Genomic DNA, 24,166 nt, shown 5'->3' on the forward strand with positions numbered 1-24,166 from the left:
GGGTTCGGTGGTGACGCGCCCTCTATCGCTCCTGAGCGTCTTCGGTCCCCGCACCGGCCCGCAGAGCACCGCGAATATCGTTCGCAATGCGCTGTGGCCCATCGCGATCGTGTCGATCATCCACCGCAGCTACGTGCTGACGACCAACGGTTACATCACCGATGACTTCGGTCCGGTGTACCGCGCGGTGTCAAACTTCCGGCGGCACTGGGCCATCTACAACGAGCACTTCAACTACGTCGACCCGCACTACCTGTACCCGCCCGGCGGCACCCTGCTGCTGTCGCCGTTCGGGTTCCTGCCGGAGTTCGCGTCGCGGTTCTGGTTCGTCGCGATCAACTCGATCGCGATCATCATCGCTGCCTGCCTTCTGGTACGGCTGTTCAAGTTCTCGTTGACGTCGGTGGCGTTGCCCGCCCTCCTGCTGGCCATGTACTGCACCGAATCGGTCACCAACACACTGGTTTTCACCAACGTCAATGGCTGCATCCTGCTGGCCGAGGTGCTGTTCTTCACCTGGCTGCTGGACGGCAAGAAGAACCACGAATGGCTGGCCGGAGCCGCCATCGGACTGACCCTGGTGCTCAAGCCACTCCTGGGCGTCCTGCTGCTGCTGCCGCTGCTGAACCGGCAGTGGCGGGCCCTGGTCGCCGCGTTCGCGGTACCGCTGGTCTTCAACGCCGTGGCCTGGCCGCTGTCGGCCGACCCGATGGGCTTCGTGCGCAACACCGTGCCCTACATCTTCCAGACCCGCGACTACTTCAACAGTTCGGTCCTCGGCAACGGCATCTACTACGGCCTGCCGATGTGGCTGATCATGCTGCTGCGCATCGCTTTCGTGGTGCTCGCGGCGGCCAGCCTGTGGCTGTTGTACCGCTACTACCGCGAGCGCGACCAGCTGTTCTGGATGCTGACGTCGTCGGGTGTCCTGCTGATCACCTCGTGGCTGGTGCTGTCGCTGGCGCAGGGCTACTACTCGATGATGCTGTTCCCGTTCCTGATGACGGTGGTACTGCCGCGGTCGACGATCCGCAGCTGGCCGGCGTGGCTCGCGGTGTACGGCTTCCTCACCATGGACCGCTGGCTCATGTGGCGGTGGCCGACGACCGGCCGGTTCCTCGAGTACATCAAGATCACCTACGGCTGGTCGCTGATGCTCGTCGTGGTGTTCTGCGTGCTGTACTTCCGCTATCTCGACGCCAAGAAGGACGGCCGGCTGGACCAGGGCATCGACCCGTTGTGGTTGTCCGACTCCAAGCCGCAAGGGGCCGCCGCGGGTAGCGTGGGCGCATGAGCATCCCGCCGCCTCCCAAGGTCGAACTCTCCGACGCTCAGTGGCGCGAGAAACTGAGCCCCGCCGAGTTCCACGTGCTACGTGAGGCCGGCACGGAACGCCCGTTCGTCGGCGAATACACCGACACCAAGACCGAGGGCGTCTACCAGTGCCGGGCCTGCGGTGCCGAGCTGTTCCGCAGCACCGAGAAGTTCGAATCCCATTGCGGCTGGCCGTCGTTCTTCGATCCGGCCGACTCGGACGCGGTGATCCTGCGGACCGACAACAGCCTCGGCATGCGCCGCGTCGAGGTGCTGTGCGCCAACTGCCACAGCCACCTCGGCCACGTCTTCGAGGGCGAGGGTTACCCGACCCCGACCGACCAGCGCTACTGCATCAACTCGATCTCGCTTCGCCTGGTTCCGGCCGAGAGCTGAGACGTGGTCGCGCAGCCCACCGACGCGCAATTGCGGCGGTGGCGACAGCACCTGGCCAATGAACGTGCCGAAGCTGCCGTCTACCGCGATCTGGCCCAGCGCCGTCAGGGCGCCGAACGCGACATCCTGCTCGAACTCGCCACCGCCGAAGGCCGGCACGAGAAGCACTGGCTGACGCTGCTGGGCGATCAGGTCGGGAAGCCACACCGTCCCGACGTCCGGACCCGACTGCTCGGCTTTCTCGCCCGTCACCTCGGCTCGGTGTTCACCCTCGCCCTGGCGCAACGGGCCGAAGCGCGCTCGGAGTACGACACCGACGTCGACGCCACGCCGACCATGGCGGCCGACGAACGGATCCACGGCGAGGTCGTCCGCGCCCTGGCCAGCCGGGGCCGCGACCAGCTGTCCGGTAGCTTCCGGGCGGCGGTCTTCGGCGCCAACGACGGGCTCGTGAGCAATCTGGCGCTGGTCCTGGGCATCGGCGCCACCGGGGTTTCGAGCGCGACGATCCTGGCCACCGGACTGGCCGGGTTGATCGCCGGAGCCCTGTCGATGGGCGCCGGCGAGTACGTCTCGGTCAACTCCCAACTCGAACTGCTCGAGGCGTCGACGCCCAGCGCCACCGCCGGCACCGCGGTGCAGGCGCTCGACGTCGACGCCAACGAACTGGAACTCGTCTATCGCGCCCGCGGGATGAGCCCGGAGGACGCCGCCGACCGCGCCGCCGAGGTGTTCGCCAGCCTGCGGGCCGGCGCCCTGGCCGACTCACCACTGGGCGAGGTCTCGACCGAGAAGCACGAAGCCGTGGGCACCGGGCTGCAGGCGGCCGCGTCGAGCTTCATGTTCTTCGCGTCCGGCGCACTGATCCCGGTGCTGCCCTACCTGTTCGGGCTCACCGGTGTCGTCGCCGTCGTCGTCTCGGCGGTCCTGGTCGGGCTGGCCCTGCTGACGACGGGCATGATCGTCGGCCTGCTCTCCGGCGGGCCGCCGCTACGACGGGCGTTGCGCCAGTTGATGATCGGCTACGGCGCCGCCGCGGTGACCTATCTGCTGGGGCTGTTGTTCGGCACCGCGGTCGGCTGAGCCCTACGGCAGGTTCGCGACCAGCTGCTCGATGCCGACCCGCGGGCCGGTGAAGAACGGCGTCTCCTCGCGGACATGGCGACGCGCATCGGTGTAGCGCAGCTTCCACATCAGCTCGACGATGCGGGCCAGGTCCGGGCCTTCGAAGGCGAGAATCCACTCGTAGTCACCCAGGGCGAACGCCGGCACGGTGTTGGCGCGCACGTCCGGGTATTCGCGGCCACCCATGCCATGCTCGACGAGCATGCGGCGACGGTCGTCGTCGGGCAGCAGGTACCAGTCCAGCGACCGCACGAACGGGTAGACGCAGATGTAGTCGCCGGGGTCCTCGCCCGCGATGAACGCCGGCAGGTGGCTCTTGTTGAACTCCGCCGGGCGGTGCAGCGCGACGACGCTCCACACCGGTTCGGTGGCGGCGCCGAGCGCGGTGCGACGGAAGCCGGTGTAGGTGGCCTGCAGGTCCTCGACGCGCTCGGCGTGGGTCCACATCATGAAGTCGGCGTCGGCCCGGAAGCCCGCGACGTCGTACAGCCCGCGGACCACGACGCCCGCGTCCTCGCGCTTCTTGAGGTAGGCGGCGGTGTCGGCGGCGATGGCGGCCCGCGACTTCTCGTCCGCAGGCAGCTCATCGGGCTGCACGGCGAAGACCGAGATCATCATGTACCTGGTCATCGAGTTGAGGGCGTCGTAGTCGAGCTTGGCCATGCCCCTATCGTGCCACGCGGGTACCAGCCACCTCTTGGGCCGCCCGGGTTCCCGACGCGACGCACGCCGGCACCCCGATGCCGTCGAGATAACCGCCGGCCACAGCCAGCCCAGAGGGCAGCCCGGCGCGCAGCTCGTCGACCAGTTCGAGGTGGCCCGGACCGTACTGCGGCATGGCATCGATCCAGCGCTGCACCAGGTAGTCCACCGGGTCGGCGGTGATGCCGAACAGCGACCGCAGGTCCTCCAGCGACCATGCCAGCAGCCGGTCGTCGCCGACGTTGCGGGCCAGATCGTCACCGAACCGGCCGTATGACAACCGCAACAGCTCGACGTTGCCGCCGCGCCCCCACTTGCGTGACGTGAGGGTGATCGCCTTGGAGTGCAACGCTTCTCCCGCGGCCATCAGGACTCCGGACTGCTGCGGCAGCGGCGTCCCACCCGGCAGCGCGAGTGCGACCACCGCGGCCGAGGCGACCGGGATCAACCGTGCCATGGCCGCGCTGCCCGGTGCGACGTTCTCGAGCAGCTTGGCCACGCGCGGCGCCGGAAGCGCCAGCACCACGGCGTCGGCCGACCAGTACTTGCCCTCGTCGTCACGCAGTTGCCAGGCGCGACCCGCTGACGCGACTCCCTCGATACCGACCTGCGCCCACTGGGCGCCGGTCCGGCGGACAAGTTCGTCGAGCAGCACGGCGTACCCGCCGTCGACCGCGCCGAACACCGATGCGCTCGGCGCGCCTGTCTGTGGCGCCGCGGCAAGCACCGAGGCGACCGCGGCCGTCAGACTCGGGGCACCGCGGTCCAGCGCGGCGGCCAGTGCCGGAACCGCGCTGCGGATGCCGATGGTCTTGGCCGAACCGGCGTACACGCCCGCCAGCAGCGGGTCGACCGACCGGGTCACCACCTGGGCGCCGAACCGGTCGCCGACCAGTTGCGCGACGGTCGGATCGGCGTCGAGTTGCCAGTGCAGCGGGCGGTTCGGCTCGCCGGCGATCTGGACCAGTGTCGCGTCGTCGACCAGGCCGCGCAGGTTGGCGCCGGGCCCGGGGATGCCCTGCATGGTGCCCTCGGGCATCGGGTGCAGGCGACCGCAGCTATAGATCAGCGGGCGGACGCCGGTGGTTCCGATCTGCCGCAGGCCCAGTTCCTTGAGCAGTGACGTGACCTCGGGCCGACGGGCCACGAACGCCTCGGCGCCGACGTCCAGGGTCTGGGCGGCGAGCCGTTCGGTGCGCAGCACACCACCCAGCCGGTCTGCCGGGTCGAAGACGGTGATGCGCGCGGCAGGGTCGGCCTGGCGCAACCGGTACGCCGCGACCAGACCCGAAATGCCGCCGCCGACAACGCCATACGTCTTGCTCATCTAGATACTCACAACGAGTGCGCCAGCGCCACCGCTTCGGTGACCACACCGGGATCGGTAGACGGCAACACCCCGTGGCCGAGGTTGAAGATGTGCCCGGCGGCACCGGCCTCGACGGCACGGCGCCCGTCCGCGACAACCTGGCGGACGGCGTCGTCGACCACGCGCCAGCCGGCCAGCAGCACGACCGGATCGAGGTTGCCCTGCAGCGCCTTGCCCGGACCGACCCGGCCCGCGGCGTCGACGAGGTTGGTGCGCCAGTCGACGCCGACCACCGTCGCGCCGGCTTCGCCCATGGCCCCCAGGAGCTCGGCGGTGCCGACGCCGAAGTGCGTCATCGGGACGCCTTCGTCTTTCAGCTCGGCGAAGATGCGGGAGCTGTGCGGCAGCACGTAGTCCCGGTAGTCGGCGAGCGACAGCGTGCCGGCCCAGGAGTCGAACAGCTGGATCGCGTCGACGCCGGCGGCCAGCTGCGCGCGCAGGAACTCGATGGTGAGGTCGGTCAGCTTGTCCATCAGGTCGTGCCACGTCGCGGACTCACCCAGCATCATGGCCTTGGTCTTCTCGTGGTTGCGGCTCGGGCCGCCCTCCACCAGGTACGAGGCGAGGGTGAACGGCGCGCCGGCGAAACCGATCAGCGGCACGTCACCCAGCTCCTTGGTCAGCAGACCGATTGCCTCGGCCACCGGCGCCACCTGATGGGGCTCGAGCGGCTTGATGCCCTCGACGTCGTCCGGGGTGCGGATCGGGTGGGCGATCACCGGTCCGACGTCCGGCACGATGTCCAGGTCGATCCCGGCGGCCTTGAGCGGCACCACGATGTCCGAGAACAAAATGGCGGCGTCGACGCCGTGGCGGCGCACCGGCTGCATGGTGATCTCGCAGACCAGCTCGGGGTTGAAGCACGCCGAGAGCATGGTGTGGGTGGCGCGGATGGCGCGGTATTCGGGCAGGGACCGGCCCGCCTGCCGCATCATCCACACCGGGGTCCGGTCCGGGGTGCGGCCGGTGGCGGCAGCCAGATAGGGCGATTGCGGCAGTTCACGACGGGTGCTCATCACTGCTAATGCTGCCATGTCCGCATCCGCCGCTTATACCCTGTCGCGCAGCCGAATGTCGGGCTATCGGCGCGCCTGCTTACGCGACCGGCCGGATCGGGCTAGCGTCCCAGAATGTGACCTCCGCCGAGCCGGCCCAGTTCCGCACTGCTGTTGCGGCAATGAACGCCGCCGTTGTGCGCCAGGAGATCGAACTCGGCCCGATCCGTCCGCCGCAGCGGCTGGCTCCCTTCAGCTACGCGCTGGGTGCAGAGGTGCGTCATCCCGACGCCTCCGTCGTCCCGGAGAGCTCTGAGGGCGACGCCTTCGGACGTCTGATCCTGCTGCACGATCCCGAAGGCGCTGAAGCCTGGGACGGCACCATGCGTCTCGTCGCGTACATCCAGGCCGATCTGGACTCCACCGAGGCCGTCGACCCACTGCTGCCCGAGGTGGCGTGGAGCTGGCTGGTCGACGCGCTCGAGTCGCACGCCGACGGCGTCACCGCGCTGGGCGGCACCGTCACCGCGACGACGTCGGTGCGCTACGGCGACATCTCGGGTCCGCCGCGCGCCCACCAGCTGGAGCTGCGGGCGTCGTGGACCGCGACGTCGCTGGAGCTGGGACCGCATGTGCAGGCGTTCTGCGAGGTGCTCGAGCACGCCGCCGGACTGCCCCCTGCGGGCGTGACCGATCTGGGTTCGCGCACGCGCGCGTGACCGCATGACTGACGCTGATCCGGTCGAGACGTCTGACGACGATCCCGACGTCACTCCCCTGCTGGCACCCGCCGACGGCGTGCCTCCCGTTGCCATCTACGCGAGCGACATCGCCCGCGCCGGTGAGCTTCTGGCATCCGGACACGGCGCCTTCGCGATCGACGCCGAGCGGGCGTCGGGCTTCCGCTACTCCAACCGGGCCTACCTGATCCAGATTCGGCGCGCGGGCGCCGGCACGGTGTTGATCGACCCCGTCAGCCACGGCATCGACCCGTTGAAGGCGCTGGCGCCGGTGGCCGAGGTCGTGAATTCCGACGAGTGGATTCTGCACGCGGCCGACCAGGATCTGCCGTGCCTTGCCGAACTGGGTATGAAGCCGCCGTCGCTGTACGACACCGAACTGGGCGGCCGGCTCGCCGGATACGACCGGGTGAACCTGGCGGCCATGGTGCAGCGGCTGCTGGGCCTCGGCCTGAAGAAGGGGCACGGCGCGGCCGACTGGTCCAAGCGCCCGCTGCCCGCGGACTGGCTGAACTACGCTGCGCTCGACGTCGAGGTGCTGCTGGAATTGCGCGCCGCGGTGGCCGCCGAGTTGGAGTCGCAGGGCAAAACCGACTGGGCCGCACAGGAATTCGAGTACATGCGGACTCTTGAGCCGGCGCCCACTCGCCGCGACCGGTGGCGCCGGACCTCGGGCATCCACAAGGTGCGCAACGGCCAGGCACTGGCCGCGGTGCGGGAGCTGTGGCAGACGCGCGACCTGATCGCGCAGCGGCGGGACATCGCGCCGGGCCGCATCCTGCCCGACGCGGCGATCATCTCGGCTGCCGTCGCCAACCCCGACACCATCGAAAAGCTCACGGCACTACCGATTTTCGGTGGCTCGCGGCAGAAGCGCAGCGCCCAGGTGTGGCTCGATGCGCTGGCCCGGGCCCGCGAGGCCGATCCCCCGGCGTCCGAGCCGAACAACGGGCTGCCGCCACCGGCGCGGTGGTCGCGCCGCAAGCCCGAGGCCTTTGAGCGGCTGGAGGCCTGCCGTAGTGGGCTGTCCCTCCTGTCCGAGCGGGTTTCGGTACCCACCGAGAATCTGTTGACGCCGGAGACCGTTCGGCGACTGTGCTGGGACTGGCAGCCGGCTACTGACGTCGCCGCCGCGGTCGACGAGTTCCTGGCCGCGGCCGGCGCCCGGCCGTGGCAGCGCGAGCTGTGCGATCCGGTGCTGGCTGCCGCTTTGGGTTGACCCTCATATGGGGGTAACCCTGTCAAGTGGCAGGGCGAAGCGGCGGCCGTAACCGTCGTTAGGGCCGCCGCTTCGTTGTTGCCAGCACGCACCCGTTCAGTTGGTGCGGCGTGTCGATGGTGTGGGGTCGACGCGAGGGGTCAAGTCTCATATGCGCGGGTTGGTTACCGCAGGACGGGACTTTCGGCAGAAGTGGACGCAGGTCTGAAAAGTACGAGCGTCAACCACAATTGCATAGCAATCATGTTGCGCAGCAATATGATTGCCTCAACAGGGTCATCGCGTGTCACTGGTGTCTTTCGCGTGCCGTGCACCATGAGCGGGTGCGTGCTGGACGTGTTATCCGGTGCTGCCTGTTAGTCGAGCACCGCCAGCGACCAGCACCAGGCTGCCAGCTCCCGGGCCACCGCGGCGTTGGCGATCACCGGCCGCTTCTTGCGCTGATCGAAGCCCATCCAGCGCTTATGGAGCCGCTGGTTGCCTTCGTGGCCCCGCGCCCGCGCCGCCGGGGGTGCGGCGTCCCAGCGTCGACGCAACGTCACCCCGGACCGGTAGGGCTTGCGATGCTGCCAGGCCGCCTCGATCAGCAGCCGGCGCACATGGGTGTTGCCGGTGCGGGTGATCCCGCCCTGGCGGCCATCCCGAACGCGGTCAGCGTCGAGATGCCCCGCAGGCATCCGAGCCGGGTGATCACCGGGGTGAACTCGCTGTCGGCGGCCATCGCCGCGATCGCGGTATCGAGGCGGTCCCGGCGGGCGGTGGCCACCAGCACCGCGTCGAATGCCTCATCGAAGGTGGTCTGCAGCGCCGGACGATCGAAGTGCTGTTGTCGCAGCCATAGCTGGTGGGCGCCGGTCCACGGGTGTCCGCCGTAATAGACGATGCCGCGGCGCAGCAACAGGTGCGTCAGCCGGTGCTGGGCGGCCATCAAATCCCCGCGGCAGTCATCGCGGGCCCGCACCAGATCCCGGGCCGCCTCCTGCCCGACACTGGGGATAGCCACCTCGACAATCTCACCCAGATGCAGCAACCGGGCCAGATGACGGGCATCACGGGCATCGGTCTTGACCCGATCCCCACTGGGGCGCACCAACTTTGACGGTGCCGCAACCATGCACACGATGCCCGCCGCGAGCAGAAACCGGGCCAGGGCGTACCCGGTCGGGCCGGCCTCGTACACCACCTTCACCGGGCCCGGCAACGAAGCTATCCAGGCCGCGATCTCCCCGGGATCGGGAGTCAACCGCCGCTCGAACAACTCACCGGTCTCGGCATCTAATCCACACCCGACCACCGATCGTGCGTGCACATCCAAACCAACACTCGTACGCTGACGTAACACTGGGGCCTCCCACATGGTTGTGGCTCTGCCGACCAGGACCACCCTGTCGGTAACCCACGTTCACATGCGAGCGAGGCCCCAGTCCCCCATACCGTCTGAAGTGAGGGCCCAAAAGTGCGAGTGGATTGCGCCGCCAGCTCAGGATCAATGCGGGTCCAGCTCTGCTCAGCGTTGATCCTGTATGCACGGCCACTCAGGCTCAACTGATCACGGCGCCCCGATCGCCGGCACCGTGTCGTGCGGCACCGCGTCCTGATAGCCCCGACACGTCGTCTGGATTTTGAACGTATGCCATTGGGATTCACCCTGATTCGGTGGCATCCGCCCGCTGACGGTGTAGGTGTCGTCGACTTTGGTCCCCGTCACCTCGCGCGGATCGGCGACGAACCCCGTCGCGTCGTCGTACCGCAGCCCCACTTTCTGAACGACGATCTGGCCCACCTGGGTGAGCTGAATTCGGGCCAACTGACCTGACTTGCCCTGCGCCAGGATCACCAGACCGCCGCCATCGGGTTGCCTGGTGCAGACCACTTTGCCGGTGTCGATGGTGTGCGATTCTCCGTCGAACACAATGGACGTGGCGATCGGTGTATCCGCCTCGCAGCCGGCGATGAGCATGGTGCCGAGCACCGCCGCCAACCCGGTGCGCCGCATGGTCAGCGGGCGCCGAACGGCCGCCAGAGCAGCGGCGTGACGAACTCCAGGAAGTGCTCGAGCACCGCGTCGGGCGCCTCGATCTGCGGCCAGTGCGCGATGTCGTCGGCGAGCATCACCACGTCCGGGTTCGAGATGACCTCGCGGTACCGGGCGGCCATGTGGGCGCCCGAGTTCGGATCGGACGGTCCGTCGATCAGCCGCATCGGGATCGTCGTCTCCCGCATGGCACGCACCCAGCGGTTGCGATGGGTGTATCGGTCGTTGATGAAGCGGCCGACCTGGTGCATGACCTTCTTGCCGTCGTTGTAATCCAGGATTTCGTGGAACTTGTCCATCAGTTCCTTCGAGGGTTTGGTGTTGACGCCGAACATCTCGTTGATGGTCGGGTCGGCCAGCCGCCGCGACAACGGGGTGCCCTGCAGCGGGCTGATGATGTCGCCCAACGGAGTTCGCGACAACGCCTTCTGCAGCAGCCGCGGGGTGTACGACTCGACGAACAGCCCACCGTTGAGCCAGGTGATCGATTCGATGTTCAGCTTTCCATACGACTGATCGCCGAAGTGGTTGCGCGCCAGCAGTTCCTGGCACACCGAGTCGCCGATGTCATGGGCCAGGATGTGGACGGTCTGCACGCCCAGGTGCGCCAGCAGCGCCTCGTGCATGTCGGCGTGATCGGGCACCGAGTACTGGTACGCCGACGGTTTGGCGGAGAACCCCATGCCCATCATGTCCGGCGCGACGAGGGTGAACTTCTCGGCGAGCGTCGGCCAGATCAGCGACCAGTCCCAGGAATTGAACGGGTAGCCGTGGATGAGCAACAGCACCGGACCGGTGCCGAGCTCCAGGCCGTCCTGGCGGTAGAAGATATCGAATCCGAGATAGTCGAAATACTGGCCGGCGGACTTCCAGGCTTCGAGTTCGTCGTGCATGGGCGCGGCTATTGCTTGACGAACTTGCCGTCGGAGTACAGCACCCAGGAATCGGCGACAGCGACGGGCATGGATTGCCAGCCCCGGCTGATGGTCGACCCGTTCGTCGCGTCCACCACGAGCTTCTCGTCGGTGGTCTCGACGAACAGCTGCTTGTTGAACAGGCTGCGAACCCTGAAGTTCAGCGCAGCGGCCTTGTCCCGGGGCATGGCGTAAACCAAGTCACCGGTCAGTGAGTCCCGCACCTCGAAGGCATTGGCACTGTCACGGGACTCCGGCACCACTCCCACCAGCGGGGACCGCTCGTCGGCGAACTCGGTCGACGGCCCGATGACCAGGTTGCGCCGGTGCACGAAGTCATACGCCGCGGCCGGGTGGTAATACTCGGCACCCGCCTTGTTCTCCGGGTTGTAGATCAGCGCGACCAGCCCGACAGCCGAAAACACCGTCTGGCGCAGCGACCCGCAGTACTTGTCGTTGGTCTTCATGGCGAACGTGTCGGCGTCGAAAATGTCGGCACCGGTGGCCAGATCGATGATCGCCTGGTGCGGGCAGCCGACGCCGCCCGCCCGCGTCGTCGACGGGATGTCCAGCACCGCGCCGCCGGTACCGAACGTCGCGTTGTCCAGGCGGCCCGGTCGGCTCCAGGCCTGCTTCGAGGCCGCGAAGTCGTAGCCGGTGGCCGTGTCGCCCGTGCCCCAGGCCACGACGTCACCCGTGGTACCGGCCAGCAACCCGATCGAAGGGGCCTGCTGCCCGTCGCCGTACCGGCCCACCTCAGCTTTCTTGCTGATCTTCTTGGTCTTCGGGTCGATCTGCGCCAGATAGACGACGGTGGCCTCAGGCTCCAGGTCGTGCGAGGGCACGCGGACCTCGAAGATGCCTGCGATGTACGGATTGTCGACCGGACCAGAGCTGGCATAGCGCTGGTAGGTGACGTCATCGCCGGGCAGCAGGTTCTTGGCGTCCAGGTCAATCTCACCGTAGGCGGGGTGGAACAGCGTCACTGTTCCCTCGTGTCCCCGGCCGTCGTAGTCGTTCTGGCCGAACCTCGACTCGATGAGGAAGTGTCCGTAGGACAGCCAACTGTCGGCCTTGAGCTGTAGTGATGTGGGCGCGGCAGGCGGCGCTGACGCGGTCGTCGTGGCCTTCTGAGCGGAGGACTTGACGGAGGTCACCTTCGGTGTCTGCGCGGGCTGCCCGCAGCCCGCCAGCAACAGCGCCACCGCAGCGCCGCCCGCCGCTGACCGGGCCAGCCGATTCAGATGATGTGAAGTCAGCACGTGCAGTTCCTCCCGCTCACAAGCCATCGATTCGGCGACAGTACTGCCGACCGTCGGAGGGTCGGCAATCGGCCTTGTGATCAGACATGGTGTGGCCGGCCCCCGAAACACTCCCAACGCTCAGCCCAAGCCCAAGCGCGCTGTGCAAGCCCCTGAGCAGTCATGTACGTCCTTCGGCCGCCAACTCGTCGGGATACACGATGTCGATCTCGGCAATTGACTGCGGAAAGTCCTTGCGGTTGTTGGTCAGAAAGCGATCAGCCCCCGCTGCGACTGCGGTTGCCAGGTGTGCCGCGTCCGCGGCGCGCAGACCATAGGACACCGCGAGCGCCAGGGACAGGCGGGCCGTGGGCGCGTCAAATGGCTGTAGCTCGAGTCGACTCAGCAGGCTCACGAGTGCTGCGCATTCGTCAGATTCGGGGTCGTCGCGCATCGGCTTCGCGAGGACCTCAGTGAGCAGCAGAACGGAGCCGATACCTACCGCTTCGTCGGCATCGGCGTCCGCAAACAGGGCCGCAATCCGCTTACCAAGTGGATGATCCTTGGCTGCCGCGTAGATCAAGACATCGGCGTCGAAGGCGGTCTTTGGGCTCATCGACCGCTACGACCGCGGCGGACCTCTTTGACGAGTTCGTCCGCACGATCAGGATCCAGTACCGGCGTGCGGAGCGGCTCCGATCGGGCTGTCTGAAGCCGCTCGTCGATGCGATCGGCATCATTCCAGACCCCCGAAGCGCGGCGCGATCTGAGTACATCGGGACTCACCAGCACGGCGACGACGCGTCCGTGCCGGGTGATCGCGACCTCTTCTCCCCGCTCGACGCGATCCAGCTGGGCGGGAAGAGTCTCGCGCGCGGTGCTCGCACTGATCGTGGGCATGACAAATTGTACGTTCACGTACAACACCGGACAATGAGCTAGCGCTTGAGCCAATCGAACACAGGCCACGGCGCACCGTTTTGAGTCACTCGTTCGGTGCCGCGGCCGTACCACCGACCCAGTCGCCTGTATGCGTCCACTCAACTCCCCCGCTGTGCATCGCTCGGCCAGGCATGTCGGCCAGCTCAACTAGCATCCACAGCAACTAACCAGAAAAGGACGTCGGAATGCTTCGTCTCGTCGTAGTGATTGCGGTCGTGATCCTCGTCCTAGCGATTCTTGCCTTCATCGCAGGCGCCTCAGCACTGACTGCCACCGCTTCCGCGCTGGATCGAAAGAAACGCGGGCAAAGCTTCGACGTCAAGCAAACCGTCAGTCACTTCCAGATCCTGGCCGGCGCCTGGACTATCGCGTTGATCGCAGTAATTGGGGTCGGCATCGCCACGGACGGCGCAGGGCTCCTGCCCGCCGTCGGGGTATCAGCGATAGCACTGTTGGTCGCGCACAGTGTCACGGGCGGCCGGACCATGCCCAACCGTCAAGGCACGCCACAGAACGCAGCGGCGACCAAGCAATCACGACGGGCACTTGAACGCGCCGAACTGACCAAGGAACTCGGCCCAGATGGTGTGGCCTTGCTCGACGGAGCTCAAGCAGCAATCAGTCGGATCAAGAGTTCCGAGGCCGCCTCAACTGGCTGGCTCGGCGACCCGGAAGACCTCGACTTCACGGAAGACCTGGCGATGATCCGCGTAAACTCCAGGGCCACAGTGGAACTCAATCGGTTGATCGAAGAATCTAGAAGCCTCCCCGATCCCGCCCCGTCCGATGTCGCCTTGGTCGATGATGCGCGCGCCCAAGTCAAACAATTGCAATCCCGGTCGCGGTCACGGGTCAAAGCCCTCCGAGAATGCGCCGACAAGGCTGAGCAGATTGACCAGTCACTGCAGGACGAGCGCGAACAAGCACGCATCGCCGAGCAACGCGACGATGTCCGGAGTCGACTGACGGCCCAGTTGTACGGCGTGGAAGCGGCACAAGTGCAGGAACCATCGCCATCACTGGACAAGACCAGCGCACTCGCTGCCGCGTACATAGAGATCAGAGGTTCACTCGGCCAGGAGCCTGCCGAGCCGCTCCACGAAGCAGACGCTCCGCCGAACGCTTTGGACTCCACGGCCAAACGTAAGTCCAAGTCGGACGACGACTTTCTTGACCGCGCGTGGAAGTGGCTGACGGAGTAGCTGGCTACTTCGACGGGTCCGAGGACGCTTCGTCAGGCGCGTCCGCGGCACCGTCTCCGAAACCACTCAACGCCGCGCGAGCCGCAGGCATCCATTTGGTCGGCTTGATACCTCGAAGTTTGCGCGACGCAACGTACGCGCCGAACCCTGCCGCGGCGGCAACGACCGCGGGTGCAGCTGCGACAGCGACCGTGCCCGCAACCATGCCGCCGCCGACCAGTCCCCCAATCGCCGCCAGGCCGCTGGAAATACCCACTGCGCTTGTGCCGGCTACGCCCGCCGCAGAGACGGCGGCCAGCCCGCCGGCGCCGGCCGCCACAGCACCCGCCACCGATGCGATGCGCCCGTCGCGTCGCGCGTCGTTCACTTCCTCCGGCAGGCTCTCGTCCTTGCGCAGCCCAACTTGCACAGCACCGATCGAAACCGCTGCGGGTCCCAATGCCAAGGCGAGCGGACCCATCGCCGCCCCGCCGCCGATAAGCCCGCCCGCGGAGGCAAGGCCCGACATGATGCCAGCACCGCTGACGCCCGCTACCGAGCCAACCGCCCCGACTACACCTGCGGTAGCACCCAGCGACGTCGCGGCAGCCGCCCCTGTGGTGGTCAACGACGACACCATACGAACCTGTTGACTCGCCGTGCGCCCAGTGCAGCACCAAGTGGAGAAGTGCTCACAGTTGTTGGTGACGACGTGGTAGTCCCGGCTGCCGAGCTTCGACTCGGCACGCTGGATCACCACGTCAGGCGTATCGCTGTCGCTGTATTCACGAAGGTGAACAATCGAATCGAGGGCGAACTCATCCATCGTCGTGCGCGATACCGAGGCGTCGGATTTCTTGCCAGGCTCTCCCGTGAAATGAATGACCGTCCGGTCACCGCAGTCGATGCCGTGGTGTGTGTAGCCCAAAGGCCTTGTCACCCAAATGTGGTCGCCTCGAGCCATTCGATCCTCACTGGTGTCAACGGACGTAGTGCCGGGATCATCGCACAGGCGACAGACATCCCCGGCAGTCTCGCGCCACGTGCCCATGCTCCGCGGTTGTCGGTGGCCTCGTATATACAGTCCTGTTCAGGTTTGTACGGGGAGTTGAGGAGTGCCGTGATCACCGGTGAATTGAAGAGCAAGGTCGACCGCGTCTGGGATGCGTTCTGGTCGGGAGGCATCTCCAACCCGATCGAGGTGATCGAGCAGATCACCTACCTGCTGTTCATCCGCCGTCTCGACGACCTGGAGACACTCGCCGAGAACAAGGCCCGACGCACTGGTTCGTCCAATGGGCTGCGATTCGGACCCGACCAGCAGGACCTGCGGTGGTCGCGGTTCAAGAACGACGAGCCCGGCGTCATGTACGGCCTCATCGCCGAAGGCGTGTTCCCTATGCTGCGTGGACTTGGCGGTGACGGGTCCACGTATTCCGAGCACATGCGTGACGCCCGGTTCACCATCCCGACCCCGGCGCTGCTGTCGAAAGTTGTCGACATGCTCGACGACATCCCCATGGCTGACCGCGACACCAACGGCGACCTGTACGAATACCTGCTGTCCAAGATCGCATCGGCCGGCGTGAATGGCCAGTTCCGCACGCCACGCCACATCATCGAGTTGATGGTGAAGATGACTGCACCCGGGCCGACCGACGAGATTTGCGATCCGGCCTGTGGCACTGCCGGATTCTTGGTCTCTGCCTCGGAGTACGTACGTGACACGCACGAGTCGGTACTGACCGACGCTGCGCAGCGGAAGCACTTCCACAACAGCATGTTTCACGGCTATGACTTCGACTCCACCATGCTCCGCATCGGGTCGATGAACATGCTGATGCACGGCATCGAAGCGCCCGATATCCGATACCGAGATTCACTGTCCGAGGGCGCATCGGAGGACGCCGAGAAGTACACACTCATCCTTGCCAATCCCCCGTTCGCCGGCTCGCTGGACTACGAAGCGACCTCCAAGGATCTTCAGCGGGTCGTCAAGACCAAGAAGACCGAGCTGCTTTTCGTCGCACTGTTTTTGAAGCTGCTCAAGCCCGGCGGGCGGGCGGCGGTGATCGTGCCCGACGGCGTGCTGTTCGGCTCATCGAAGGCGCACAGGGATCTTCGCCGGATGTTGGTCGAGGATCAGAAGCTCGACGGCGTCGTGAAGCTGCCATCAGGAGTCTTCAAACCGTACGCCGGCGTGTCCACAGCAATCCTGCTGTTCACCAAGACCAATTCCGGTGGCACTGATCATGTGTGGTTCTACGACGTAGGTGCCGACGGGTTCTCGCTGGATGACAAGCGGAATCCCATCGAAGCCAATGATCTTCCGGATGCGTTGTCGCGGTGGGCTTTACGAGGGTCCTCCGAGCTGGACCGGGCTAGGACCGAGCAATCGTTCTGTGTGAGGGTCTCCGATATCGTGGCGCAGGGTTATGACCTGTCGTTGAACCGATACAAGGAGATCGTGCCCGTCGAGGTCGAACACCGGTCGCCACTGGAGATCATCACGGAGATCGAGAAGCTGGACAGCGAAATCGCCTCGGGCCTAGCCGATTTGAAGGCGATACTGTCATGACTGTGCGAGTGCCGTTCGTCGACGCAATCGAAGACATCACGGGTGGCAGCGCCAAGCTAGCCCGTTCGGAGTATCGCGAAGCAGGTCGTCTGCCAGTCGTCGACCAAGGCAAGAGGTTGATCTCCGGATATACCGACGACCCCAGGTACCTGTTTAAATTCGAAGGCCAGCACATCATCTTTGGCGACCACACTCGTGCCGTGAAGTATGTGGATTTTCCATTCGTAATGGGTGCTGACGGGGTCAAAGTACTCCGAGCCCGTAATAACTTCGATCCAAAATACGTTTACCACTACTTGCGCACTGTTACTCTGCCAGACGCTGGCTATTCACGGCATTTCAAGTTCCTGAAAGCGATTCAGTTGCCGTTGGCCCCCCTCGGCGAGCAGCGCCGCATCGCCGCCATCCTCGACCGGGCCGATGAGCTGAGTTCAAAGTGTCATGAGGTAGTCGCGCGTTGGCATCGCGTACTCAGCGCGGTATTCATTGACTCCGTCCGTGACTGCAGTCAGCGCCTGAGCCTCGCCGAGTTGGGAATCGACTTCGTCAGCGGGAAGAACGTCGTGGCCGACGATGCCGGTGCACACCCGACCAATCGGGTAATCAAGGTGAGTGCGATCTCAACTGGGTCGTTCGACCCAATAGCGAGCAAGCCGATGCCCCTTGACTATGCGCCTCCCGCCGCTCACCGGCTAGCGATGGGCGACATATTGTTTGGTCGAGCTAGCGGTTCATTGGAACTTCTCGGCGCGACAGCCGTAGTCGACCAGCGATGCGAGAATCTGTTTCTGCCAGACAAAGTGTGGCGTCTCGAAATCGCCGCTGAAAGTCCAATTGATGAAGCGTTCGGCCTGGGGATTCTACGGAGCGACGAATTTCTGGCATACGTGCGGCATAACGCCAGCGGAGCCGCAGGTGTGCGAAATATCGCTAAGAGCAAGCTCCTCTTGTATCGAGCCCCAGTTGCGACTCCTCAACAACAGCAGCATTTTGCGCTCGTGAGTACCGCAGCGCGCAAACAGGCGCGACTAGCCGCTGCCGCCGCAAAGTCGGCAGACGAGCTCTTCGCGTCCCTCCAATCCCGCGCCTTCCGAGGCGAACTCTGATGCCATTCGCTGTAATTGACTTCGAGACCACAGATCTGGTCCCCGAACGCACCGACCGCGTGGTGGAGATCGGCGTCGCCCTCACTGATGATTTCGGCCGGATCGAGCACAAGTGGCCCACCCTGGTCAACCCGCATCGTGATATCGGGGCCACTCAAGCGTCCTACATGGTTGCGCTCGATAGTGCCTTGCTCGACCGGGAGATCTCGCGCAGCGAGGGCAAACAGCTGCTGGCCTCCGCCGAAGCGGCGGGCCTGTCGCGGGGCACCGTGGCGCGGCTGCACCAGGACTACCTGCGTGCGGTAGCGAAGGAAGCTCTGGCCGACGGCGTAGTCACCGACGAGGAGCGGTCCGAGCTCAATGCTGTCGCCGCTGCCCTGGGTTTCGGCCCGCCGTACGTCGATGAGGCCTTGGCGTGGGCAGCTGCCGCAACGCCGGAGGTGGTGGACGAATCGACTACCTTCTCGCTACGGCCAGGCGACCGTGTCGTGTTTACCGGCGAGATGAATCGTGGCCGCGACGAATGGGTTTCAGCGATCAGTGCTGCGGGCCTCGCGTCCGGCGGCATCTCCAAATCGACGCGTCTGCTCGTCGCGGCCGATCCTGACTCGCAGAGCGGCAAAGCTGCCAAGGCGCGCCAGTACGGGATTCCGGTGGTCAGCGAAGCGGCGTTCGAGAAAATGTTCGCAACATATCGGGCGGCATCGTGAATCTCACAGCGGCACAGTAATTTCTAGGGAGAGTTCGTGTTCGACGAGCAATGGATGGTCCAATTCTTGGAAAGGGTGCGCGCGGACAACAGCGACCAGGGCATCCATGTCCTCTACCGAATCCTCCCAGGCTCGACACCGAAGTGGGACACCGTCACCCTGCCGGTACAGGGCACACGCGACCCGCTCATTGGCTTGTCGTATGTCCCGACGGCCACCGTCGTCTACGCGCGGTACCGGCCGGCACAATCAAGCGTCAACTTTCTCGCGTTCGTGTTCTGGCCAGATGGATCGCACTGTGCACTATTCGGGGACAACAGCGGACCAATCCAGTCCGTCGTCGGCGGCGCGTCCAACTTCCGAATGACGTATCTGGCGCTCAGCAGAATCGCCTGGGACACACCGATGCTGCCAGATGGTCATTCACCGGATAACTGGATAGTGCGTGCCGCATTGAAGGATTTCGTCGCGGAGGTCACCTGCAGTGGCCTTGTCGATGGCGGCGCCACGTATTGGCAAGCCGACGAGAACCTGCGACTCGGCATCGCGAAACGCATCGCGACGCTGCGGCGAGCAGCGAATCCTCACACCGCGGTGGTGACCGAAGGGCAGGACGAGTGGTACAAGCTCCATGATTTCGCCCCGTTTCTCGGCCGGCTCGACTGGTCAGATTTGGATTCCGTAACGCTGGCAACTGATCTCGGCTACACAGATGACGCTGCCCGTTGGTGGACGTCCCAAGGCATCGGGTGCCTGGAGCTGGTCGACCTCCCAACCACGCAGCAGAGTCTGTCCGCACTCAAGGTCAAATATCCGATCGCCGAGGGCAATGTGTGGAGCATGCTGGGCGCTTTCGAACGGGCAGTTAGCAACCACTATGTGTCTCCGGCAGACCGCATGCGTGCTCGCTGGCAAGCAGACGATCCTCAGGCCCTGTTGCATCTGACGCGGGAAGTCGTTGCGAACAACGCGAATAGGCGAGGACAGATGCTTATCGGGTATGCACGCACCGATAGCGGTCGACTGCAACAACTCTCGCAAGTTGCCGTGGACTACGCAGCCAACTCCATCGGTTTGGATCTCGCGGCCGTCCCTGATGTCGACCAGGCCGACGGCGTTCTCCTGATCGGAGTCAATGAGTGCGGTTGGACCGCCCAAGCCGCGAACCGTGACGGCGAGCACGGCGCAGCGGTGAGTTCAGTCGACGACAACCTCCAGTTCGTCCCCCCAATCGCGGACGCAGACAGCGTGGCCGCGCTGCGGCGGACTTTTACCGGGCACGCGAGTTTCGACGTCGACTACACACCATTCGATTGGCTACGGCGGCGCATCATGTTCGGCGTCACACGAGCGCTGGAAAAATTGCCAGCGCAGCGCGACGCTTTCCGTCCCATCACCGATGCGCTCGCGACACTCCTCCCCTCGTTCGATGTGGACACCGACACGCAACATGAGTCGGCCCCAATCGAGAGAATGCTCGATTTGACACTGATGCTGCAAACGATCGCGCATACGAAACCCATTGTGGCGGCATCGCTTCCAGCGGACTGGCTGGACGACGCCGAGTCGGGCAAGCACGATCCTGCGGCGTTGTGGCAGCTTATCGCCGAAGGTCTTGCAGGAGTCCGACAACTTAGGTGGGACGACTTGCGCGTCGAACCTTTAGCCGAAGCGTGGGCGATTCCCACCGCAGAAGCAACATGGTGGGGGGCTGACGGGCTGGGACAGCGACAGCTGCTCATGCTCCCGGACGAAACTGAGTCGATGATTCGCGCCGCCAACGTGATCGTACGAGTGTCTGACTCCTCCGCGCCCACGAAGCATCTGCGCCAGCGGCTGGAACTACTTTTCGGCCAAGATGTTCCGGTGTTGTGGAGCTTGCTGCCCTAGCATTGTCGGTCCCGTCCGATATACATGCCGGTTAACTACACCGAAGGAGCCAGCATGTCGAACGACTTTCCTCTGAAACCCGGCGACACCGGAACTGTCGCCCAGTTGAGCCTGTGCGCCGGTGGGTTGGTGCGCACTTGGACCGATTCGTCCCGGTTGTGGTCGGTGCCTGACGACGAGTACCTGCGTTCCGTCATGGGATCCGGAACCGTCGCACGCACGGTGCGTGAAGAGCACCGGTTCCGCGAAGTGGCAATCCTCGCCGAGGACACCGGCACCCTGTGGCTCCAATCCCGATTCCCGTCACCAACCGACGATGGCACGTTGCAAGTCCAGGGCAGCATCATCGAACTGCAGCCCGCCCATGAACCGTCGGAATCCACCTACGACGATGTACGCGAACTTCTCACCCAAGCGATCGGCCACGCGCTGAACAACAACGAATATCTGCTGGTCGAGCAGGGCGGATGGGACGCGCCGCCGGAGCCATTTTGCCTTTTCGTCGTCATTCCCGACGGCGATGGCTTCGTCAGCATCATCGAAACCGCCCCTGCGCCATCGGGTTCAGAAATTTGGGCACCGCACATTGTGGCCGGACATGAGAGCACCACGTTGTCGGCACCCGCCAGCGCGGACACCATCGAAGTCGCTCCCCTGATCATGCTGGATGCCATCGAGACGTGGGGTCTCGCGCCCTGGGACCTGACGTTGACTTTCGGCACCCGGCAATCACCCGCCGTCTAGGGTCACCGACATGGGACTCGATGCGCACGTGGCGTGCAACTGTTTTCGCGACGGACTGTGCACCGAACCGCCAGTTCCCCGAACCATGCTCACGGTTAACGAATGCGGCGATGTTGAACTGATCGACGAGCAGAACTGCGACGTCGATGTGGCGAACGACGTCTACGACTGGACGATTCACGCGTGCACGCACGAGGACATGGAGTTCGTCAGCGAGCGGGTCGGAAATATTTCTGGTGTGGCGTGGCTGCGTAATGTGGCCGCCGGCCTGCCCGTCGACCGGTTCGGCAAGCTGGCGATGATCCTGGCCGGACTCAGTGGACTGATGGACAGTTACACACCAGCCAGCGAGATACGCCGAGCCCTCCCCGAACTGGAATTGCTTCTTCAGGAAGACCATCTGGGGTCCACCCGCACAATCTGTACCCTGGGCGGCTTCGTCGTTGAGGACGAATTAGACTGGGGGCCAATCATCTTGGATGAATATCACGCGCTCGGTCCGTCGCCATATTACGAGTCCCCGTGGCCCGACCTTGTCGAGTTAGGCGTTATCGGTTACGAATTCGTTGTACGCAGCCGCGCAGCGCCCGCCGATGAACTGCTGCGCACCCGAATCTTGGAACAGAAGTGGGACCCCGAATCTGTTGAATTTGACCCGGCGCCGGACGGCAGCCCGACGTCGCGCATCACATTCACAAACCTGCAAACCATGGAATCGGTGACGGCGCGGTCGTTCGGCGTATCGACACGGCTACCTCGACTCGGCAGAGTACTGGCGAACGCCGATGGGGATGAGCCTGAACCTGCTCTGGTGTATCCCGAGACTCTGATTGTCGGTGAGCGCAGGGTCATGCTCACGGAAGCATGGTGGACGCTCAAGCGCCTCCATCGCCTCTTCGCGGCATCGGCAGCCACAGGCAACCCCGTCGTATGGCATTGAGAATTAACTCGACGAATTCGTGGTGATCAGTGGGCACCGGTACCGTTTCGTCACCGTCGACCTAGCTGGGTGGACGGCGGCGATCCGGACGCGATCAGTATGTGTCGTCTGGGAACAACTACGGCGTAGCGTTGGGCCCAATTGCGTGTGGAGACGTACCCGGCGCGTAGCTCCAGAGGCGTCGTCCCTCGGGAGTCAGGTTGGTGAACTCGTTCACGCGGATCAGCAGTTCGAACCCGTCGAGCCTTGGATCGCGCTTACGGTACGCGAAGCCTCCACCTGGTGCGATACGAGGCGTCGGCGGGATGTTCGGGTCGAACTCGAGCACGAAGTCGTTCTCGCGCATCATCTTCACCCAGGCCGCATGCCGCCCCCGCTTGAAGTCGGACATCTCTCGAGCACCCGCGGCGATGAACTGACCGTGATCACGCAGGCGCTGATAGGCCACCGATTTGCTGTGGGACGAGGTGGTCTCCCACGGCCATGCCTGGTTGACGATCTGGCGGGTCGACTTCTGTCCCCCGTATGTCGTTTTGTGCCATGAGACAGCCTGCCGTGACACGCCGTGCAGATTCGCAATCTCCGTCTGGTTAAACCCTTTTCGTCTCAGCTCTTCGATCTCGCCAAAGACCAATGCTCGGCTGTGAGCCGCCTTCTTGGCCTTGCCGCTCATGCAAACCTCCGTAAGAAAGGGGCCAATGTGTACTCCTACGTCTACCGTGCGTCGAACACCTACGGATCAGCCGGCGGGAAGCACCAAATCTCCCGGCCGTCATCAGTGATCTGGGTGTGGTCATTAACCCGAATCAGCAGATCGCCATCCTGGACCATCCGCTGCCGGTACGCGAAGCCGCCGTGTGGGCTTACGCCGGGCTCAGGCGGCAGGTCAGGATCGAACTCGACCACCAGATTCTCATTACGCAGCTTGCGGTAGAACGTACGCAGTCGCTTCAGCTTGTCCTCGCTCATCCCACGGCCATCCGTCGCCATGTACTCGGCATGATCCCGAAGCCGTTTGTAGGGCGCGGCTTTTCCGTGCAGATGAGTTGTCTCCCAAGGCCATGCCTCGTTGACGATCTGACGGGTCGACTTCTGTCCCCCGTATGTGGTTTTGTGCCAAGAGACAGCCTGCCGCGATACACCGTGCATATCCGCAATCTCAGTCTGGTTCAAACCCCTCCGACGCAGCTCTTCGATCTCGCTGAAGATCAGCGCTTTACGGTTGGTTGCCGTCTTGTATGCCTTGCCGCCCATATCTACCTCCACCGCATCGTGATTACTCCACAAGCCCATCGACATAGACCTCCCCCTGGTCTCACGACGGCGATTCAACTCGCCCGAACAGCGCCAATGACTTCCCTCGCCATCGACAGCGGATGTGCCGGAAACTGGCCGTCGAAATCAGGCAGCTCGCTCATGTTCATCACGAAGCCCGTCTTCAGTCCGGTGTAGGGGTCGCGGGCCCAGCCTCCCATCGGGTCATCCGCAGTGGGCTCATGAAGCCAATTATTTTGCCGCGCAATCTCATACACCGCAGCGTCGCGCACGCCGGTGGTGTGACCTTCGATGAAGAAACCCTGAACCTGTTGTACATGCTCAGCGTGTAGGTGCAACGTCAGGTTGTACTGCACACCGCCAGATTCCTGCTTGATCTTCATGAGGCTGTACACGAACGGCACCCCACTTGACGTCCGCTCGACGTCGACCTCGATAAGCCCGGCCTGTCCGGCAACGACGGCGTCAGCTTCGAGGAGGCCGTCGATCATCTGATCCTTGTCCAGCGGCATCGCGTACTTGGTCGGGTAGGGCCGCGTCGTCACGGTTCCCGTTGCGTCGTCACTGAACAGGTAGCCGAACGCCTGAGTTCCGGGCGGATCGTCGGGCAGCAGCCCGCTCTGTTGCCAGTACTCCGCAAGTGCCAGCGTCGGTCCGCCACCCCACAGGTTGACGCGCATCATCGACTCCTCCCCAATTCGTCGCTCAAGTCATACACGCCGACTCCGACATTCAGACGGTCGACGGGCC

Annotated in this window: 24 protein-coding genes and 1 pseudogene; 12 read left to right on the forward strand and 13 right to left on the reverse strand. The window is 64.7% G+C overall.

Translation table 11 applies throughout. The features are described from left to right. The first annotated feature begins 10 nt into the window (after positions 1 to 10). Genes aftC through ACJEIK_RS16790 form a run of 3 tightly spaced genes read left to right on the forward strand, consistent with a single transcriptional unit; the run spans position 11 to position 2,793 of the window. Positions 11 to 1,294 carry an arabinofuranan 3-O-arabinosyltransferase gene (gene aftC / locus ACJEIK_RS16780; RefSeq protein WP_061001713.1) on the forward strand — a complete coding sequence of 428 codons (1,284 nt, stop codon included), beginning with the start codon at positions 11 to 13 and terminating at the stop codon, positions 1,292 to 1,294. Continuing rightward, positions 1,291 to 1,710, forward strand: a complete 420-nt coding sequence (msrB, locus tag ACJEIK_RS16785) for a peptide-methionine (R)-S-oxide reductase MsrB (protein WP_061001712.1) — start codon at positions 1,291 to 1,293, stop codon at positions 1,708 to 1,710. Before aftC ends, msrB begins: the two co-directional genes overlap by 4 nt. A gap of 3 nt (positions 1,711 to 1,713) precedes the next feature. Beyond that, complete coding sequence (locus ACJEIK_RS16790) at positions 1,714 to 2,793, forward strand: VIT1/CCC1 transporter family protein (protein WP_409430033.1); 1,080 nt, start codon at positions 1,714 to 1,716, stop codon at positions 2,791 to 2,793. Positions 2,794 to 2,796: 3 nt separating this feature from the next. Here the strand turns inward: ACJEIK_RS16790 and hemQ are convergent, their stop codons facing one another. From hemQ to hemE, 3 genes are read right to left on the reverse strand one after another with little or no spacing between them, the layout of a single operon-like run. Continuing rightward, entirely contained in the window at positions 2,797 to 3,498 is a 702-nt protein-coding gene (gene hemQ, locus ACJEIK_RS16795; protein ID WP_061001710.1) for a hydrogen peroxide-dependent heme synthase, read from the reverse strand. Positions 3,499 to 3,502: 4 nt separating this feature from the next. Continuing rightward, positions 3,503 to 4,864: a protoporphyrinogen oxidase gene (locus ACJEIK_RS16800; protein ID WP_409430034.1), complete on the reverse strand. Its 1,362-nt coding sequence runs from the start codon at positions 4,862 to 4,864 to the stop codon at positions 3,503 to 3,505. A gap of 8 nt (positions 4,865 to 4,872) precedes the next feature. Then, positions 4,873 to 5,922: a uroporphyrinogen decarboxylase gene (gene hemE / locus ACJEIK_RS16805; protein ID WP_409431715.1), complete on the reverse strand. Its 1,050-nt coding sequence runs from the start codon at positions 5,920 to 5,922 to the stop codon at positions 4,873 to 4,875. A 161-nt stretch (positions 5,923 to 6,083) separates the two neighbouring features. Here hemE and ACJEIK_RS16810 point away from each other — a divergent pair, with 161 nt between their 5' ends. Together ACJEIK_RS16810 and ACJEIK_RS16815 are read left to right on the forward strand one after the other, a co-directional pair. After that, positions 6,084 to 6,620 (forward strand): DUF3000 domain-containing protein, encoded by a 537-nt coding sequence (locus ACJEIK_RS16810; RefSeq protein ID WP_234785605.1) that lies wholly within the window; start codon positions 6,084 to 6,086, stop codon positions 6,618 to 6,620. Between the two features lie 4 nt (positions 6,621 to 6,624). Next, positions 6,625 to 7,860, forward strand: a complete 1,236-nt coding sequence (locus tag ACJEIK_RS16815) for an HRDC domain-containing protein (protein WP_409430035.1) — start codon at positions 6,625 to 6,627, stop codon at positions 7,858 to 7,860. A gap of 356 nt (positions 7,861 to 8,216) precedes the next feature. On the opposite strand, the pseudogene ACJEIK_RS16820 reads toward ACJEIK_RS16815, so the two are convergent. From ACJEIK_RS16820 to ACJEIK_RS16845, 6 genes and pseudogenes are all read right to left on the reverse strand, one after another. Next, positions 8,217 to 9,217: pseudogene (locus ACJEIK_RS16820) on the reverse strand (transposase). Between the two features lie 192 nt (positions 9,218 to 9,409). Beyond that, positions 9,410 to 9,856 carry a lipoprotein LpqH gene (locus ACJEIK_RS16825; protein WP_061001705.1) on the reverse strand — a complete coding sequence of 149 codons (447 nt, stop codon included), beginning with the start codon at positions 9,854 to 9,856 and terminating at the stop codon, positions 9,410 to 9,412. Positions 9,857 to 9,858: 2 nt separating this feature from the next. Continuing rightward, the gene (locus ACJEIK_RS16830; protein ID WP_061001704.1) at positions 9,859 to 10,788 is read right to left on the reverse strand and encodes an alpha/beta fold hydrolase; all 930 of its coding nucleotides are present in this window, start codon (positions 10,786 to 10,788) and stop codon (positions 9,859 to 9,861) included. Positions 10,789 to 10,796: 8 nt separating this feature from the next. Continuing rightward, a complete protein-coding gene (locus tag ACJEIK_RS16835) occupies positions 10,797 to 12,071 on the reverse strand; it encodes a hypothetical protein (RefSeq protein WP_061001703.1) in 1,275 nt (424 codons plus the stop codon). Positions 12,072 to 12,231: 160 nt separating this feature from the next. Continuing rightward, a complete protein-coding gene (locus tag ACJEIK_RS16840; protein WP_061001702.1) occupies positions 12,232 to 12,666 on the reverse strand; it encodes a type II toxin-antitoxin system VapC family toxin in 435 nt (144 codons plus the stop codon). After that, positions 12,663 to 12,950, reverse strand: a complete 288-nt coding sequence (locus ACJEIK_RS16845; RefSeq protein ID WP_110783764.1) for a type II toxin-antitoxin system Phd/YefM family antitoxin — start codon at positions 12,948 to 12,950, stop codon at positions 12,663 to 12,665. Before ACJEIK_RS16845 ends, ACJEIK_RS16840 begins: the two co-directional genes overlap by 4 nt. Before the next feature lie 227 nt (positions 12,951 to 13,177). Here ACJEIK_RS16845 and ACJEIK_RS16850 point away from each other — a divergent pair, with 227 nt between their 5' ends. Continuing rightward, positions 13,178 to 14,194: a hypothetical protein gene (locus tag ACJEIK_RS16850; RefSeq protein WP_061001700.1), complete on the forward strand. Its 1,017-nt coding sequence runs from the start codon at positions 13,178 to 13,180 to the stop codon at positions 14,192 to 14,194. A 4-nt stretch (positions 14,195 to 14,198) separates the two neighbouring features. On the opposite strand, the gene ACJEIK_RS16855 is transcribed toward ACJEIK_RS16850, so the two are convergent. After that, a complete protein-coding gene (locus ACJEIK_RS16855; RefSeq protein WP_162563403.1) occupies positions 14,199 to 15,101 on the reverse strand; it encodes a lecithin retinol acyltransferase family protein in 903 nt (300 codons plus the stop codon). A 192-nt stretch (positions 15,102 to 15,293) separates the two neighbouring features. Between ACJEIK_RS16855 and ACJEIK_RS16860 the strand changes: the two genes are divergently transcribed. From ACJEIK_RS16860 to ACJEIK_RS16885, 6 genes are all read left to right on the forward strand, one after another. Next, positions 15,294 to 16,751 (forward strand): class I SAM-dependent DNA methyltransferase, encoded by a 1,458-nt coding sequence (locus tag ACJEIK_RS16860; RefSeq protein ID WP_061001698.1) that lies wholly within the window; start codon positions 15,294 to 15,296, stop codon positions 16,749 to 16,751. Continuing rightward, the gene (locus tag ACJEIK_RS16865; protein ID WP_061010733.1) at positions 16,748 to 17,857 is read left to right on the forward strand and encodes a restriction endonuclease subunit S; all 1,110 of its coding nucleotides are present in this window, start codon (positions 16,748 to 16,750) and stop codon (positions 17,855 to 17,857) included. The genes ACJEIK_RS16860 and ACJEIK_RS16865 overlap by 4 nt, the downstream gene beginning before the upstream one ends. 62 nt (positions 17,858 to 17,919) lie before the next feature. Then, positions 17,920 to 18,567 (forward strand): hypothetical protein, encoded by a 648-nt coding sequence (locus ACJEIK_RS16870; RefSeq protein WP_162563402.1) that lies wholly within the window; start codon positions 17,920 to 17,922, stop codon positions 18,565 to 18,567. A 36-nt stretch (positions 18,568 to 18,603) separates the two neighbouring features. Then, a complete protein-coding gene (locus ACJEIK_RS16875; RefSeq protein ID WP_409430036.1) occupies positions 18,604 to 20,457 on the forward strand; it encodes a hypothetical protein in 1,854 nt (617 codons plus the stop codon). A 54-nt stretch (positions 20,458 to 20,511) separates the two neighbouring features. Beyond that, entirely contained in the window at positions 20,512 to 21,201 is a 690-nt protein-coding gene (locus ACJEIK_RS16880) for a hypothetical protein (RefSeq protein WP_162563719.1), read from the forward strand. A 10-nt stretch (positions 21,202 to 21,211) separates the two neighbouring features. Further along, positions 21,212 to 22,141 carry a hypothetical protein gene (locus ACJEIK_RS16885; protein ID WP_133426800.1) on the forward strand — a complete coding sequence of 310 codons (930 nt, stop codon included), beginning with the start codon at positions 21,212 to 21,214 and terminating at the stop codon, positions 22,139 to 22,141. Between the two features lie 118 nt (positions 22,142 to 22,259). Here ACJEIK_RS16885 and ACJEIK_RS16890 read toward each other — a convergent pair whose 3' ends face one another. The 3 genes from ACJEIK_RS16890 to ACJEIK_RS16900 are packed head-to-tail and all read right to left on the reverse strand — an operon-like array spanning position 22,260 to position 24,099. Then, on the reverse strand, positions 22,260 to 22,814 hold the full coding sequence (locus tag ACJEIK_RS16890; RefSeq protein WP_061004937.1) for a hypothetical protein: 555 nt from the start codon (positions 22,812 to 22,814) through the stop codon (positions 22,260 to 22,262). Positions 22,815 to 22,873: 59 nt separating this feature from the next. Beyond that, positions 22,874 to 23,440 carry an XRE family transcriptional regulator gene (locus tag ACJEIK_RS16895; RefSeq protein ID WP_237162843.1) on the reverse strand — a complete coding sequence of 189 codons (567 nt, stop codon included), beginning with the start codon at positions 23,438 to 23,440 and terminating at the stop codon, positions 22,874 to 22,876. Between the two features lie 29 nt (positions 23,441 to 23,469). Continuing rightward, a complete protein-coding gene (locus tag ACJEIK_RS16900) occupies positions 23,470 to 24,099 on the reverse strand; it encodes a hypothetical protein (protein WP_064859598.1) in 630 nt (209 codons plus the stop codon). Between the last annotated feature and the right edge of the window lie 67 nt (positions 24,100 to 24,166).

It is taken from the genome of Mycobacterium sp. SMC-16, assembly GCF_046250085.1.
GTDB lineage: Bacteria > Actinomycetota > Actinomycetes > Mycobacteriales > Mycobacteriaceae > Mycobacterium > Mycobacterium phocaicum.

What these genes read in the sequence shown, in the direction of transcription:
- msrB (WP_061001712.1), top strand. Translation starts at nt 1,291, where the DNA reads ATGAGCATCCCGCCGCCTCCCAAGGTCGAACTCTCCGACGCTCAGTGG.
- hemQ (WP_061001710.1), bottom strand. Translation starts at nt 3,498, where the DNA reads ATGGCCAAGCTCGACTACGACGCCCTCAACTCGATGACCAGGTACATG.
- ACJEIK_RS16800 (WP_409430034.1), bottom strand. Translation starts at nt 4,864, where the DNA reads ATGAGCAAGACGTATGGCGTTGTCGGCGGCGGCATTTCGGGTCTGGTC.
- hemE (WP_409431715.1), bottom strand. Translation starts at nt 5,922, where the DNA reads ATGAGCACCCGTCGTGAACTGCCGCAATCGCCCTATCTGGCTGCCGCC.
- ACJEIK_RS16810 (WP_234785605.1), top strand. Translation starts at nt 6,084, where the DNA reads ATGAACGCCGCCGTTGTGCGCCAGGAGATCGAACTCGGCCCGATCCGT.
- ACJEIK_RS16815 (WP_409430035.1), top strand. Translation starts at nt 6,625, where the DNA reads ATGACTGACGCTGATCCGGTCGAGACGTCTGACGACGATCCCGACGTC.
- ACJEIK_RS16825 (WP_061001705.1), bottom strand. Translation starts at nt 9,856, where the DNA reads ATGCGGCGCACCGGGTTGGCGGCGGTGCTCGGCACCATGCTCATCGCC.
- ACJEIK_RS16830 (WP_061001704.1), bottom strand. Translation starts at nt 10,788, where the DNA reads ATGCACGACGAACTCGAAGCCTGGAAGTCCGCCGGCCAGTATTTCGAC.
- ACJEIK_RS16840 (WP_061001702.1), bottom strand. Translation starts at nt 12,666, where the DNA reads ATGAGCCCAAAGACCGCCTTCGACGCCGATGTCTTGATCTACGCGGCA.
- ACJEIK_RS16845 (WP_110783764.1), bottom strand. Translation starts at nt 12,950, where the DNA reads ATGCCCACGATCAGTGCGAGCACCGCGCGCGAGACTCTTCCCGCCCAG.
- ACJEIK_RS16850 (WP_061001700.1), top strand. Translation starts at nt 13,178, where the DNA reads ATGCTTCGTCTCGTCGTAGTGATTGCGGTCGTGATCCTCGTCCTAGCG.
- ACJEIK_RS16865 (WP_061010733.1), top strand. Translation starts at nt 16,748, where the DNA reads ATGACTGTGCGAGTGCCGTTCGTCGACGCAATCGAAGACATCACGGGT.
- ACJEIK_RS16880 (WP_162563719.1), top strand. Translation starts at nt 20,512, where the DNA reads ATGTCGAACGACTTTCCTCTGAAACCCGGCGACACCGGAACTGTCGCC.
- ACJEIK_RS16885 (WP_133426800.1), top strand. Translation starts at nt 21,212, where the DNA reads ATGGGACTCGATGCGCACGTGGCGTGCAACTGTTTTCGCGACGGACTG.
- ACJEIK_RS16890 (WP_061004937.1), bottom strand. Translation starts at nt 22,814, where the DNA reads ATGAGCGGCAAGGCCAAGAAGGCGGCTCACAGCCGAGCATTGGTCTTT.
- ACJEIK_RS16895 (WP_237162843.1), bottom strand. Translation starts at nt 23,440, where the DNA reads ATGTCGATGGGCTTGTGGAGTAATCACGATGCGGTGGAGGTAGATATG.
- ACJEIK_RS16900 (WP_064859598.1), bottom strand. Translation starts at nt 24,099, where the DNA reads ATGATGCGCGTCAACCTGTGGGGTGGCGGACCGACGCTGGCACTTGCG.